The organism is Kineosphaera limosa NBRC 100340 (assembly GCF_000298215.1).
Taxonomy (GTDB): Bacteria; Actinomycetota; Actinomycetes; order Actinomycetales; family Dermatophilaceae; genus Kineosphaera; species Kineosphaera limosa.
This window is the reverse complement of record NZ_BAHD01000047.1, coordinates 16,635-30,898: the sequence shown is the minus strand read 5'-3', so window position 1 is coordinate 30,898 and position 14,264 is coordinate 16,635. Positions and strand designations below refer to the sequence as shown.

The following is a 14,264-nucleotide window of genomic DNA, read 5'->3' as shown; positions in this document are numbered from 1 at the left end:
TCTCACCGAGTTGAGCGCTTTTTGTTTCGCTCACCCCGTCGAGGCGTTTACTACTTTAAGCTCTTCGTTCTCCCCGAGTCAAATCGGCGTTTCGCGCCGGTTAACTCGTGTTGAACAGCTTTGCTTCGAAGAAGAACTTCGTCGCATTGACCTGGAGGACCATAACCTAAGCCAAGTCGATCCGAGAAATCGAGCGGATCAGACCCACGACGAAGCGGCCACAGATATGTGGTCGAGTCGTAGGAGGCTGGTTCCGTCGCGTTCTCGGGCCGGCTCGCCTGTCGGCGGGGCTCCGGGGCAACTCGATAGAAGTTACGCCTCGCGGGCGCCCGTGTCAACTCAAGGCTGGTCGGGAGCCCGCGGGGTGTCGCACCTCACGTCAGACGGGGTGCACCCCATGGCGTCGCTCGCTGAAGAGTCGCTCGCGTCTAGAGGCATAACGCAGCCGGCGCACCAGATCTTCCCGTAGCTCGTCAGCTTCGATGATCGAGTCGACGACCAGGTCGGCGGCCAGCCGCTCGAGGTCGACGTCCTCCTCGTACTCGGTGCGCCGGGCCGCCACGTACGCCGCCCGCTCGCCCTCGTCCTCGATCGCCGCGATCTTGTTGGCGAAGACCGCGTTGACCGCCGCCTCCGGACCCATGACCGCGATGCGGGCGGTCGGCAGCACGATCGTCGCGTCGGGCCCGAACCCGGGGCCGCCCATCGCGTAGAGCCCCGCCCCGTACGCCTTGCGGACGACGACACACACTTGCGGCACCGTCGCCTCCGACACCGCGGCCACCATCTTGGCGCCGTGCCGGATGATGCCGCCGCGCTCGACCTCCGAGCCGATCATGAAGCCGGGCACATCGGCCAGGTACACCAGTGGGATCGAGAAGGCGTCGCACAGCCAGATGAATCGGGCGGCCTTGTCGGCGGAGTCGGTGAACAGCACCCCGCCCTTGACCGCCGAGTTGTTGGCCACGATGCCGATCGTCCGCCCACCCAACCGGGCGAAGCCGACCACCAGCTCGGCTGCGAACAGCGGCTTGATCTCGAAGAACGACTCCTCGTCGACCAGCCCGTCGATCACCGTGTGGATGTCGAAGGGCGCGCTCTCGATCTCGGGTACGGTGTCGCGCTGCAGCGGCTGCAGCGGCGGCTCGTCGAGGTAGACCGGCGGCTCGTCGCGCCACGTCGAGGGCACATAGGAGAAATAGAGCTTGGCCGTCTCGATGGCCTCGACGTCGTCGGAGACGAGCAGGTCGCCCACCCCGGAGACCGTGCAGTGCATGCGCGCGCCGCCCATCTCCTCCAGGGAGACCTTCTCGCCGACCACCATCTCGGCCATGCGCGGGCTGCCCAGGTACATCGAGGCGTTGCCGTCGACCATGATGATGACGTCCGTGAAGCTCGGGATGTAGGCGCCGCCGGCGGCGCTCGGCCCGAACAGGCAGCAGATCTGCGGCACCCGCCCCGATAGGGCCACCTGGTTGTGGAAGATGCGGCCGGCGCCGCGCCGCCCCGGGAACATCTCGACCTGATCGGTGATGCGCGCCCCGGCGGAGTCGACGAACCAGAAAACCGGCAGCTCCTCACGCAGCGCCGCCTCGGTGGCCCGGATGATCTTCTCCACCGTGCGTGCGCCCCACGAGCCCGCCTTGACCGAGGGGTCGTTCGCGATGACGATCGCCGCGCGCCCATCGACCGTGCCGCGGCCGGTGACGACCCCGTCGGCCGGGAGCCCCGGCGCCAGGGCGTTGGCGTACCGGCCGTCCTCGACGAAGCTGCCCTCGTCGAAGAGCAGCGCAATGCGGTCGCGCACGTAGAGCTTGCCCTGGCGATCCAGCTTGGCGCGGGCCGCCTCGCTCAACGTGCCGGAGGCCAGATGCGCTGCACCCAGGCGTTTGCGGATGTCGCCGACCCGCGGGTCGCCGCCGCTCTCGGGCGGGGTCGGCGGGGCGAAGGAGTCGTCGGTCTGCAGCGTCATGCGTTGCTCCTGAAGGTGTCCGGGTGGTCCGCGGCGGCGGTCGGGTCAGGCGGTCGGGAGGCCGAGGCTGCGCGCGATGAGCATCCGCTGCACCTCGCTGGTGCCCTCACCGATCTCGAGGATCTTGCCGTCGCGGTAGAACCGAGCGACCGGGTACTCCTCCATGAAGCCGTTGCCGCCGAACACCTGCACCGCGATGCGGGTGGCCGTGACGGCCGCCTCCGTGCTGTAGAGCTTGGCGATCGAGGCGGCCTTCTTGACCTCGGCGACACTACGCCGACCGGCCTCCTGCTCGTCCTTGAGCCACGCCGCCTTGTAGGTCAGCAGGCGCGCGGCCTCGACGCTGACGGCCAGGTCGGCGATCTGGAACGAGACGCCCTGGTTGGTGCCGATCGGGCTGCCGAACGCGATGCGGGTCTTGGCGTACTCGGTGGCCTGCTCGAGCATCGCCTGAGCCATGCCGACCGCGAGCGCGCTGATCGCGATGCGGCCGTCGTCGAGGGTCTTGAGGAATTGCTTGAAGCCGGCGCCGCGCTCACCGAGGAGGTGGTCGGCCGGCACCCGCGCGTTCTCGAAGTTCAGACCGTGTGTGTCGGAGATGTGCCAACCGAGCTTGTGGTAGGCGGGCTCCACGGTGAATCCCGGTGTGCCCGAAGGAATCATGATCGAGCTGATCTCGGCACGGCCTCGGTCGTCGGTGCCCGTGCGAGCAGTGACCGTGACGACCGAGGTGATCGGCGTGCCGGAGTTGGTGATGAACGCCTTGGCGCCGTCGACGACCCACTGCGCGTCGTCTCCCTCTCCCTCCAACCGGGCCTTGGTCTTGGTGGCGCCCGCGTCGGAGCCGGCGTCGGGCTCGGTGAGGCCGAAGCCGGCGAGCGCCTGCCCGGCGACGAGGTCGGGCAGCCAACGTTCCTTCTGCTCGGTGGTGCCGTAGGTCAGGATCGGGTTGATGCCCAGGCCGACGCCCGCCGAGAGCGTGATGCCGATCGACTGGTCGATGCGGCCGAGCTCCTCGATCGCCAGGCACAGGTAGGTGAACTCCCCGCCGTCGCCCTCTTGCTTGTGCCCGCCGAACTCCTCGGGGACCACCATGCCGAACAGGCCGAGCTCGCCCATCTTCGGCACGAGGTCGACGGGGAAGTGCGCGTCCCGGTCCCATTGGGCGACGTGCGGGGCGACCTCCTGCTCAGCAAAGTCACGCACTACTTTGCGAAAGTCCTCGTGGTCGTTGCTCAACTCGAACATGCGCAGGGTCGCCTTTCGTCGCGTCGTTGCGTCGTGGGCCGGGTCGGACCGGCAGCCCGGCGCAGCGGGTCGCGCAGCGCTGCGGGCCTCTGGGGGCCACGCTAACGGCCCGCGGGGCCCTGGACGGACGCGAATCCACGATGTGTTTGCCGACCACCGGGCCGCGCCAGGACCGCGGACGACGTGAACCACACCACACTCACAGCGTGCGCAGGCGTTCCCGCAGGCAGCTCCCGGTGCGCATCCCGAGGCTGGTGTTAGCTTCTGGCAGAAACGAATTCGGTGGGCATCCGGCTCGATGAGCCCGCCGCGACTCCGGCTGCGCGGGAGGTGTGAGTGCTCGGCTATCTGGCCCGTCGCCTGGGCGCCTACGCCGTCATGACGTTCGTCGCCACGAGCATCGCCTACCTGGCCGCCGTCTCGTTTCTACGCCCCGACCTGCGGCTGCTGGCCGCGACCCCCCGCCCGGCCCCGGAGGTCGTGCAAGCCCGCCTGGCCGACTTCGGCCTCGACCCCACGGCCTCGGCCTGGGAGCGCTACGGGCACTGGTTGCACGGCGTCGTCACGGCGTGGGACTGGGGCAACAGCCCCGGCGGCACCCCCGTCTCCGCGGAGTTTGTCGAACGGGCCCTGATGTCGGGGCGGCTCATGCTGCTCGCCACCCTCCTGCAGATCGTGCTCGGGGTCGCTCTCGGGGTGTTCTGCGCCGTGCGCCACCACCGCCCGTCGGACCGCGTCATCACGACCGCCAGCTTCGTCATCGCGTGTTTGCCGGCGCCCGTCGCGTTCTTGTGGGTGCAGATGGCGGGCATCTTCACCAACGCCTACGCCTCGCACTACCTGGGTCAGCGGCTGGTCTACGTCAGCGGAATGGGGTCGCCGGTGCCGCCGGAGGGGTTCTGGGCCGGGCTGGGTGACCAGGCCGCGCATCTGGTGCTGCCGACGATCGCCCTCACCCTGCTCGGCTACGGCGGCTACCACCTGCTGCAACGCTCGGTGCTGCTCGACGACGTCGACAGCGACTATGTACGCACCGCCCGGGCCAAGGGACTGACCCGCGCCCAGGCGATCCGGCGGCACGCGCTGCGGACCTCGTTCGTGCCCGTCGCCCAGAACATCGCCTTCGCACTGCCGGCCGTCTTCGCGGGCGCCTTCGTCGTCGAAGCGGTCTTCGCGTGGGAGGGGTTGGGCAGCTACACCCTCGACGCCCTGACCCGCACCCAGGACGTCAACGCGGTGGTCGCCTCCATGGCCTTCGGGTGCGTGCTCTTTGCCGTCGGGGCCATCGCCGCCGACGTCGTGATCGAGGTCATCGACCCGCGGGCCCGGGGGGTGCGGTGAGCGGACGCGGTGCGGTCAGCGGGCCCGGTGCGGTGAGCGGACGCGGGCCCGAAGGGGGCGAGGGGCTCGGCCGCGGCCCCGTCGTCGGCGAGCCGCAGCAAGAGCGGGTGGAGGGTAGTCCGCTGGCCGTGGCGCCCGTGGGTCCGACCCGGTGGGTGGGGTCGGCGGTCCTGCGGCGCGCCTTGGGGCGCCGCGGGGGCGCGGTCGGGCTGGGGATGCTCGTTGCGGTTGCGCTCTTCGCCGCGTTCGGATCCCTCGCCTCACCCTGGGACGTCGGTGAGCAGGACTTCGAGCATCTGGCCGTGCCGCCGCTGACCGGCGGGCATCTGCTCGGCACGGATGTCGGCGGGTTCGACGCCTACGCCATGCTCGTCGCCGGCACCGGCCGCTCGCTGCTCGTCGCCGCGGTCGTCGGCGTCTGCGCGCCGCTGCTGGGCGCCGCGTACGGAGCGACGATCGGCCTGTGGGGCGGGCGCCGCGAGCGAGTGGGGCTGTGGCTGCTGGACATGCTGCTGCTGATGCCGGCGTTTCTGCTCGTCGCCGTCGTCATGAGCGCCGGCGGCGGGCAGCGGCAGTGGTGGGCGGGGTCGGCGTGGACCCTGGCGGCCCTGCTGACCCTCGTCGGGTGGATGCCGGTCGCGCGGCTCGTGCGCGCCCAGACCCGGTCCCTGCGCGAGCGCGAATTTGTGCGCGCCGCACGGTATCTGGGCTTGTCGAGCGGCCAGATCGTGCGCCGGCACGTGCTGCCGCACCTCTCCTCCTACCTTGTGCTGGCCGTGGTGACCGGAGCGTCGTTGGCCATCGTCACCGAAACCCTGCTGTCGTACCTCGGCATCGGCGTGCGCCCGCCGGAGGTCTCGCTCGGCCAGCTCGTCGGGCGCTCCACCGGGCAGCTGTACGCTTTTCCGTGGTTGTTCTGGGCACCGACCGTGACCCTGGTGTGGATCACGCTCGGGTTGGCGCTGCTCGGCGACGCGGTCCGCGACGCGCTCGACCCGCGGGGGCGACGATGAGCCGGGAGGCGGCCTTGAGCCGGGAGGCGGCCTTGGTCGTGCGCGATCTTGCGGTGAGTTTTCCGATAGCCACGGGCTTTGGGCTGGCCAAGGGGTCGGCGGGCTCGGGCTCCGTGGCGGCGGTGCGCGGCGTCGATCTGGAGGTCGCCGCGGGGCAGACCGTCGGCCTGGTCGGCCGCTCCGGCTCGGGCAAGTCGACGCTGGGCCTGGCGCTGATGGGGCTGCTGCCGCCGCGCGCGCAGGTCACCGGGTCGGTACAGGTCGCCGGACGCGAGCTGCTGGGGCTCGACGACGTCGAGCTGAGCCGGCACCGGGGCCGCGACATCGCGATGGTCTTTCAAGACCCGGCGGGGGCGCTGACTCCGGTGCTGCGGGTCGGCGCACAGATCGGCGAGGCCGTGCGGATCCACGGCGGCAGCCGCGCAGCCGCCCGCGAGCGCACCCTGGAGCTGCTGGAACTCGTCGGCATGGATGAGCCGCGCCGGGTGTCGCAGGCCTATCCGCACGAGTTGTCCGGTGGCATGCGCCAGCGGGTGGCGATCGCCATCGCCTTGGCCAACGCGCCGCGCGTCGTCATCGCGGACGAGCCGACGACCGCCCTCGACGTCACCGTGCAGGCCCAGGTGTTGCGGGTGCTCGCGCACGCCACCGAGGTCACCGGCTCCGCGCTGCTGCTCATCACCCACGATCTGGGGATCGTCGCCGGATTGGCCGACGAGGTCGCCGTCATCGAGGCGGGGCGCATCGTCGAGCGCGCCGACGTCGAGCAGCTTTACGCGCAGCCGCGGCACGAGCACACCGCCGCCCTGCTCGCCGCCACGCCTCGCCTCGACCGGCCCAGGCGCGACCACCCGGGCCGCGACCACCCGGGCCGCGACCACCCGAGCCGCGACCAACCGAGCCGCGATCGACCTCCCGGCCTTGGCCCGGCCGGGGCGCCGGAGGTGCGCCCACCCGAACGGTTGCTGGAGGTGCGCGGCCTGGTCGTGAAGTACCCCGCGCGGGGCCGGCGGCCCTGGTCGCGGCCGACCCGACGGGTGGTCGACGGGGTCGACCTCGACGTGTTCGCCGGGGAATGCCTTGCTCTCGTCGGCGAATCCGGCAGCGGCAAGACCTCGACGCTGCTGCGGATCATGGACGCCCTCGCGGCCGTCGAGACCGGCGGCGCGCAGGTCTACGGCACCGTGACCAGCCGCCTGGCCGCCGACGCCGGCCCCGACGCCGACGCCAACGCGACGATTGGGCGGTGGGACGGATCGGGCGCGCCGAAGGCTGGACGGCGCGGTGATCGGCGGCGGCCGCCGGCGCAGTTGGTCTTTCAAGACCCCTCGGCTGCGCTGGATCCCCGGATGACCGTGGCGGCCACGCTCGCGGAGGCGGTGCGGGCCACGGCCGCCGGTCCGCTGCAACGCGGCGAGGTCGCGGCGCAGTCTTGCGAGTTGCTCGGCCTGGTCGACCTGCCGGAGGCGGTGCTGACCCGGCATCCCTGGCAGCTCTCCGGGGGGCAGCTGCAGCGGGTGGCCATCGCGCGGGCGCTCGCCGGATCGCCGCGGCTGCTGCTGCTCGACGAACCCGTCTCCGCGCTCGACGTGCTCGTGCGCGCGGAGATCCTGAAGCTGCTCGCTCGGCTGCGCCGGGAGCTGGGACTGGCGTACCTGCTGGTGGCGCACGACTTGGCGCTGGTGCGTGATGTCGCCGACCGGGTGGCCGTCATGTGCGGGGGCCGAATCGTCGAGACCGGCCCGGTCGACCAGATCTTCGAGGCGCCCACCCATCCGTACACCCGGGCGCTGCTGGCGGCCGTGCCGATTCCCGACCCCGCGCAGGCCCGGGGCGGCCCGACCCGCCGGCGCGAGTCGCAGCGCAGCCCGTAGTGTGAGCAGGCCCACGCGGTTCGCCCGTTTCACGACGAATCCGATTGTCGGAGATAGGTTCTCGGCTAAGTTCCGGACCGTTACCCTCGAAAGGGACACCTGGGGGGAAAGGAACGACCGATGCCGGGCACGACCACGCGCGGCACCCGCGCAACCACTCTGCGGACCGCCAGCCTCGCCCTGACCTGCACTCTCGCTGCAGCGTGCTCGTTGCCCGGGCCGGGCGCCGACCCCGCAAGCACGGGTGCCACCGGACCGGACGGACCCCACGCGGCCTCCGCGCTCGCCGCCCTCAACGCCCACCCGCGCGAGCAGTTGAAGACCGGCGGGAACCTCACCCTCCCCCTCGACACCTTCCCCGAGCAGTGGAACGTGCTGAACATCGCGGGCGCCGACGCCGACCTGGCGACGGTCACCAGCGCCACCGACCCGGTGCTCTACGACTACTCCCCCGAGGGAGAGGTGACCCCGCGCGCCGACTTTCTGGCCGCCATGCCGACCCAGGCCCAACGCGACGGCCGCGAGGTCATCACCTACGACCTCAACCCCCAAGCCCGCTGGAACGACGGAACGCCCATCGACCACCGCTCCTTCGAGTCGGCGTGGCGGGCCAGCCGCAGCGATTCCGGCTACGCGACTGCCTCCGCCGCCGGCTACGACGACATCGAATCGGTCACCGCCGGCAGTCGGCCGCATCAGGTGGTCGTCACGTTCAAAGAGGGGCGTGCGTTCCACCCGTTCACCGACCTGTTCGCCGGGGGGCTGTTGCACCCGGAGGCCGCCAAGTCGCCGGAGACGTTCAACACGGGTTTCGGCGGTACGGAATTTCACCCCGAATGGCGTGCCGGCCCGTTCACCCTGGAACAGCTCAACCCGACGACGAAGGTCATCACGTTCAAACGCAACCCCAACTGGTGGGGTGCGCCGGCGCTGCTCGACCGCGTGACCTTTCAGGCGATGGAGGACTCGGCGACGATCCCGGCGTTCGCCAACGGCGAGATCGACGCCACGCGCGTCACCACACGCGCCCGGTACGAGCAGGTCGCCGCGACCGGCAGGGCCGACATCCGTCGCAGCCAGCGCCTGACGACCGGGGTCCTCGTCTTCAACAGCCACGACCCCGCGCTGGCCGACATTCGCGTGCGGCGGGCCCTGTGGCAGGCCATCGACCGCGAGCAGTGGAAGCGCGTGCGCTACGAGGGCATGGAGTGGCAAGAGCGCCCGGTCGGCTCGGCGATGTACTTTTCGTTCCAGCCGCAGGCGCGCGACAACGTGCCGGTCACCTTCGACCGCGACGCCGCCCGAGCCACCCTGCAGGACGCCGGATACACGCTCGGAGCCGACAACCTGTTCGCCAAGGACGGGCAGCGGCTGAGCATCGGATACACGAGTTTCGGCGACGACCCGATGACGACCGCATTGGACCAGACCCTCAAGACGCAACTCGCCGCCGTCGGCGTCGAATTGAATGTTCGCAATGTCTCTTACCAGGCGTTCCAGAGCGCCATGGAGCACAAAGACTTCGGCATGGCGCTCCTGGGCATGGGCCCCACCACCCCCTCGCCGGTCGGCTCCGCCTGCCAGCTGATGTGCTCGGACAGCCCGTTCAATATCTCCGGCGTGGGCACACCCGAACTCGATCAACGAGTCCGCACGCTGACCGATATCGCCGACCCGAATGCGCAGGCCGACCAGATCAACGACGTGGAGAAAGAGTGGCTGGCCCTGTTCGGGCAACTCCCGATGGCCAACGGACCCGACGTGTGGGCCTATCACCCGGGCCTGGCCAATCTCGGCCCCGCAGCCTTCGCGAGCATTCACCCGCACTGGGAAAACGTGGGCTGGGTCGCCGGATCGTGACGCGACACGCCCGGCGACGACTTGCACCGGCGCGCGTGAACGCTTAGACACGAGAGTGAATTTCCCTGTTTGCGTCTTCTGTGGGTAAGTAGCAGAAGCGCCCGTGTTCGCGTCGGCAGTGGGCGGGAGGCAGCATGAAGCGAGGCTGGCGGCCCCTGGGCGCACTGCTGCTCGTCGTCACGATCCTGTGGTTCATCACCGGGCCGATGCGCACCACCGCCGCCGACGGCGGTCGATCCTCCGGCGGCTCCTCGTTCTGGGACCGGCAGCCGACGACCCCCACCCCCACGCCCAGCAGGCCGGGCAGCCTCGGCACGCCGGGCACCACCGGCTCGGGCTCGGTGCCCCGCTCCGGCTCTGGGGCGAACGACGGCGGACTGTTCGGGGTCGTGGAGGACGCCAAGAAGCGTTGGGAGGAGGCTCGGTCCGATTCGGGGCCTCGGTCTGCGCGGCCGACGTGGACGCCGCCCTGGTCGCGATCGGACTCCGGGAGCACGTCCGGCTCCGGCACCACCTTCGGCTCCGGCTCGCGCGGCGACTCCGGCACGCGGACGAGCTCCGGGAGCGCCACCCAAGGCGCCACCCAAGGCGCCGCGAGGGCGGCCGCGGCGCGGGACTCGAACGCGCTGACCGGCACCGACGCCGACAAGATCATGCTCATCCTCGACGCCAGCGGCTCGATGGCCCGCAAAGACGACCAGGGGCGCACCTCGATGGAGAACGCCCAACACGCGACCGCCAACGCCTTGGAGTCGGTGCCGCAGGGCCGGCAGGTCGGGCTGCGGGTGTTCGGGTCGCGGGTCGACGGGTACGGCAAGCCGACCCCCGCCGCGTGCCGCGACACCGCGCTCGTGCAGCCGCTCGCACCGCTGAACCGCCAGCAGATGACCTCGGCCGTCTTCTCGTTCTCCCCACTGGGCGAGACGCCGATCGCTCGCTCGATCGACGCCGCCGTCAACGACCTGGGGCCGGAAGGCAACCGGGCGATCCTGCTGGTCACCGACGGTGAGGAGTCGTGCTCGCCCGATCCGTGCCGGGCCGTCGCCGACGCCCGCGACGCCGGAGTCGACGTGCGGGTCGACATCGTCGGGCTGCGCGTCGACCGGCGTGCCCGCGACCAACTGCGCTGCATCGCCCGCACGACCAACGGCTACTACTCCGAAGCCCGCAGCGACAGCGACCTCGGCGGCACCCTGCAAATGGCGCTCGACCGCCTCCGCAACGAGACCGCCGCCGCCAGCCGGACCAGCGCCTCCGGGACCAACCCGCGCAACACCTCCGGCTCCACGACGACGGGCGTCGCGAACTCAGCTGCTGTGACCGCGACTGGGGCGCAGCAGCGGACGGGCTTCTCGGTGGCCTCCCGAGAGGGCGCGGCGACGGCGCTGGCGTTCGTGCTGCTGTTGTTGCTGATCGCCGGCGGCAAGCCGGGCCGGCGGCGCTGAGACCCAGTTCTTTCGGGCCGCTGCGCCGGTGCGCGGTGTCAGGTCGTCGTGGCGGGGGCGGCGCCGGTGAGCTCTCCGCGGTCGAGGGCGTCGAGGGCGGCGACCTGATCGGGGGTCAGCTCGAAGTCGAAGATCGCGAAGTTCTGTGTGGCTCGCGCCGGGTCGGCGGACTTGGGGATCGCCGCGTTGCCGTGCTGCAGGTGCCACCGCAACACCACCTGCGCCGGGGTGCGCGCGTGCTCCCGGGCGATCGCGACGACGACGGGGTCGCGCAGCAGGCGACCGCCGCGGGCCAGCGGGCCCCAGGCCTGGGTCGCGATGCCGTGTTCGGCGTGAAAGGCGCGCAACTGTGTCCGCGTCAAGTACGGGTGCAGTTCGACCTGGTTGACGGCGGGCGCCTCCCCGGTCTCGTCGATGAGCCGCTGCAGGTGTCGGATGCCGAAGTTGGTGACGCCGGCGGCGCGAATGCGGCCCTCGTCGCGCAGCCGCAGCACCGCCCGCCAACTGTCCACGTACCTCTCCTGCTGCGGGCAGGGACCGTGGATGAGCAACAGGTCGACCGCGCCCTGCCCCAGGCGCTTGCTGGAGGCCTCGAACGCGGCCAACGTCTGGTCGTAGCCGTGCCGGTCGTTGCACACCTTGGTGGTCAGAAAGATCTCGTTGCGGGGCACGTCGGTGGTGCGCAACGCCGCGCCGACGGCCGGCTCGTTGTCGTCGACGCTCGTGGAGTCGATGGCGCGGTAGCCGGTGCGCAGCGCGTGCAGCGTGGCCTCCCGGCAGCGGTGCGCTGGGATCTGGTGGACGCCGTAGCCGAGTTGTGGCATGGCCACCGCGTGGGTGCCTGCCGACAGCAGGGTCACGGGCTGCCGCGGTTGCGCGGCGCGCTCGGGCGTGGCGTCGCGAGCGGGGCGCGCTCCCCGCGACGACGCCGGCGGGCCCGGAGTCTGGGCCGCAGCGTCGGCGGGGTGCCACGCGAACACCGAGAGCTTGTGGCTCCTCCAGGGCGGGGCGAACATGAGCCGCACCATATAACGAAAATGTAACGACGCGGTGTGGTCCACGGGTGTGGCATGTTTCGCAGACGTCGGTTTCGCCGCGGCGGCCGCGGCCGGCGGCCCTGCGGTTGCGCGCTCGGCGGCGTGCCGCGCCGACGAGGTTTTCGCTGACCGGACCCATCGGCTCGGACCGTGGCGATAGGCTCCGAACCATGCCGACCATCTCCTCAGTTCTCATCGCGAATCGCGGCGAAATCGCCGTGCGCGTGGCCCGCGCCTGCGCCGACGCCGGAATCCGGTCGATCGCGGTGTATGCGGAGCCGGACCGAGACGCCCTGCACGTCAAGATCGCCGACGAGGCCCACTCGCTCGGCGGATCGACCCCCGGCGACAGCTACCTCGACCAAGAAAAGCTGCTGCGGATCGCGCGCGAGGCCGGGGCCGACGCCGTGCACCCCGGCTACGGCTTTCTCTCCGAGAACGCCCACTTCGCCCAGGCGGTCATGGACGCCGGGCTCATCTGGATCGGCCCGCCGCCGGAGGCCATCGACGCCCTCGGCGACAAGGTCAAGGCGCGGCACATCGCGACCCGGGCCGACGCCCCGCTCGTGCCGGGCACCAAGGACCCTGTCGCCGACGCCGACGAGGTCGTCGCGTTCGCGCAGGAGCACGGCCTGCCGGTGGCCATCAAGGCCGCCTACGGCGGTGGCGGTCGCGGCCTGAAGGTCGCGCGCACCATCGAAGAGATCCCCGAACTGTACGAATCCGCGGTCCGCGAGGCCGTCGGCGCGTTCGGGCGCGGCGAGTGCTTCGTCGAGCGCTACCTCGACCAGCCGCGGCACGTGGAGACCCAATGCCTGGCCGACTCCCACGGCAACGTCGTCGTCGTCTCGACCCGCGACTGCTCGCTGCAGCGTCGGCACCAGAAGCTCGTCGAGGAGGCGCCCGCGCCGTTCCTGTCCGATGAGCAGAACGCCGAACTCGTGCGGGCCAGCAAGGCGATCATGAGCGAGGCCGGCTACGTCGGCGCCGGCACGTGCGAGTTCCTCGTCGCCGTCGACGGCACCATCAGCTTCCTGGAGGTCAACACCCGCCTGCAGGTCGAGCACCCCGTGACCGAGGAGGTCACCGGCATCGACCTGGTGCGCGAGCAGTTCCGCATCGCCGCCGGCGAAGAGCTCGGCTACGACGACCCGGTCGCGCGCGGCCACTCCATCGAGTTCCGCATCAACGGCGAAGACCCGGGCCGCGGCTTCCTGCCCGCCCCCGGCACCGTCATGCGGTTCGTGCCGCCGTCGGGCCCGGGCGTGCGCCTGGACTCCGGCGTCGAGGCCGGCGACGTCATCTCCGGCGCGTTCGACTCGATGCTCGCCAAGCTCATCGTCACCGGCGCCACCCGCCAGCAGGCCATCGAGCGCTCGCGTCGGGCGCTGCGCGAGTTCGTCGTCGAGGGCATGCCGACCGCGCTCACGTTCCACCGCGTGGTCGTCGACGACCCGGCGTTCGCTCCGGACTCCCCCGACACCCCCTTCTCCGTACACACCCGCTGGATCGAGACCGACTTCGCCGGCGGCATCGAGGCCTACTCGGGCCCGACCGCCGACGCCGCGGAGCCCGAGCAGCGGCAGCGGCTCGTCGTCGAGGTCGGCGGCAAGCGCCTGGAGGTGTCGCTGCCCGGCGACCTGTCCCTGGGTGGTGGCGGTGGCTCGGCCGGTGGCGCCAAGCGCAAGGCCCCGCGGCGCGCTGCAGCGGCCGCCGTGCACGGTGGTGCAACGACCGACGCGCTCACCGCGCCGATGCAGGGCACGATCGTCAAGATCGCCGTCGAGAACGGCCAGACGGTGTCCGAGGGCGACCTCATCATCGTGCTCGAGGCCATGAAGATGGAGCAGCCGATCATGGCCCACAAGGACGGCGTCGTCAGCGACCTCAACGCCTCCGTCGGCGAGACCGTCTCCAGCGGCGCCGTCGTCGCGATCATCAAGGAGCCGGACGGCGCCAGCCTCGACGCCCCCACCGACCTGGGCGCCGACAGCTTCGAGAACAGCTTCGTCAGCGGCCCCGAGGTGCCCTGACCCCACCCCTCTCGCCGAAAGGCCCACGATCCAGGGACGCTCCTGGTCGTGGGCCTTTTCGGTGAGAGGGGACGGGCGTGAAGGGGTGTTAGTTGATGGGGCCGGGCTTGTCGATGGGGTCGGGTGCGTCGACGGGGTCGGCGCTGACCGGATCGGTGGCCTGGGGGCGGTTGGCCTCGTCCTGAAAAGCGTCCTTGGCCTGCGACGGCACGCCGATGGCGCCCTCTAGGCTGCCGCGGCCCTGGTGCAGCTTGTCGGCGTACTTGTTGCCGGTCTTCTCGTTGACGAAGCCCTCGACCTTGTCGAGCCCGCCGCGGATCGCGTCGGGGTTGTCGCGCACGGCCTGCTGCGCCTTGTCCTTTGCCTGCACGGCGGCGTCTTTGGCCTGCAGGGCCGCGTCCTTCGCCTTGTCGAACATGCCGGAGATGTTGACCACGAGAA

At 71.1% G+C, this 14,264-nt stretch carries 10 protein-coding genes; 6 read left to right on the top strand and 4 right to left on the bottom strand.

What is annotated here, in order from left to right; genetic code table 11:
• Nucleotides 1-379: 379 nt before the first annotated feature.
• Together KILIM_RS13645 and KILIM_RS13640 are read right to left on the bottom strand one after the other, a co-directional pair.
• On the bottom strand, nucleotides 380-1,972 hold the full coding sequence (locus KILIM_RS13645; RefSeq protein ID WP_006593294.1) for an acyl-CoA carboxylase subunit beta: 1,593 nt from the start codon (nucleotides 1,970-1,972) through the stop codon (nucleotides 380-382).
• 45 nt (nucleotides 1,973-2,017) lie between these two features.
• Complete coding sequence (locus KILIM_RS13640) at nucleotides 2,018-3,220, bottom strand: acyl-CoA dehydrogenase family protein (RefSeq protein WP_006593293.1); 1,203 nt, start codon at nucleotides 3,218-3,220, stop codon at nucleotides 2,018-2,020.
• 336 nt (nucleotides 3,221-3,556) lie between these two features.
• Here KILIM_RS13640 and KILIM_RS13635 point away from each other — a divergent pair, with 336 nt between their 5' ends.
• The 5 genes from KILIM_RS13635 (at nucleotide 3,557) to KILIM_RS13615 (ending at nucleotide 10,753) form a co-directional block, all read left to right on the top strand.
• A complete protein-coding gene (locus KILIM_RS13635; protein ID WP_006593292.1) occupies nucleotides 3,557-4,561 on the top strand; it encodes an ABC transporter permease in 1,005 nt (334 codons plus the stop codon).
• Nucleotides 4,558-5,574: an ABC transporter permease gene (locus tag KILIM_RS13630; protein WP_006593291.1), complete on the top strand. Its 1,017-nt coding sequence runs from the start codon at nucleotides 4,558-4,560 to the stop codon at nucleotides 5,572-5,574. Before KILIM_RS13635 ends, KILIM_RS13630 begins: the two co-directional genes overlap by 4 nt.
• A complete protein-coding gene (gene nikE, locus KILIM_RS25295; RefSeq protein ID WP_006593290.1) occupies nucleotides 5,571-7,448 on the top strand; it encodes a nickel ABC transporter ATP-binding protein NikE in 1,878 nt (625 codons plus the stop codon). The genes KILIM_RS13630 and nikE overlap by 4 nt, the downstream gene beginning before the upstream one ends.
• 120 nt (nucleotides 7,449-7,568) lie before the next feature.
• Complete coding sequence (locus KILIM_RS13620) at nucleotides 7,569-9,308, top strand: ABC transporter family substrate-binding protein (protein ID WP_006593289.1); 1,740 nt, start codon at nucleotides 7,569-7,571, stop codon at nucleotides 9,306-9,308.
• A gap of 134 nt (nucleotides 9,309-9,442) precedes the next feature.
• On the top strand, nucleotides 9,443-10,753 hold the full coding sequence (locus KILIM_RS13615; protein ID WP_006593288.1) for a vWA domain-containing protein: 1,311 nt from the start codon (nucleotides 9,443-9,445) through the stop codon (nucleotides 10,751-10,753).
• Between the two features lie 38 nt (nucleotides 10,754-10,791).
• On the opposite strand, the gene KILIM_RS13610 is transcribed toward KILIM_RS13615, so the two are convergent.
• Complete coding sequence (locus KILIM_RS13610; protein ID WP_246308494.1) at nucleotides 10,792-11,769, bottom strand: aldo/keto reductase; 978 nt, start codon at nucleotides 11,767-11,769, stop codon at nucleotides 10,792-10,794.
• A gap of 191 nt (nucleotides 11,770-11,960) precedes the next feature.
• Between KILIM_RS13610 and KILIM_RS13605 the strand changes: the two genes are divergently transcribed.
• Complete coding sequence (locus tag KILIM_RS13605; protein WP_006593286.1) at nucleotides 11,961-13,823, top strand: acetyl/propionyl/methylcrotonyl-CoA carboxylase subunit alpha; 1,863 nt, start codon at nucleotides 11,961-11,963, stop codon at nucleotides 13,821-13,823.
• Between the two features lie 88 nt (nucleotides 13,824-13,911).
• Here the strand turns inward: KILIM_RS13605 and KILIM_RS13600 are convergent, their stop codons facing one another.
• Nucleotides 13,912-14,259 carry an antitoxin gene (locus KILIM_RS13600; RefSeq protein ID WP_006593285.1) on the bottom strand — a complete coding sequence of 116 codons (348 nt, stop codon included), beginning with the start codon at nucleotides 14,257-14,259 and terminating at the stop codon, nucleotides 13,912-13,914.
• Between the last annotated feature and the right edge of the window lie 5 nt (nucleotides 14,260-14,264).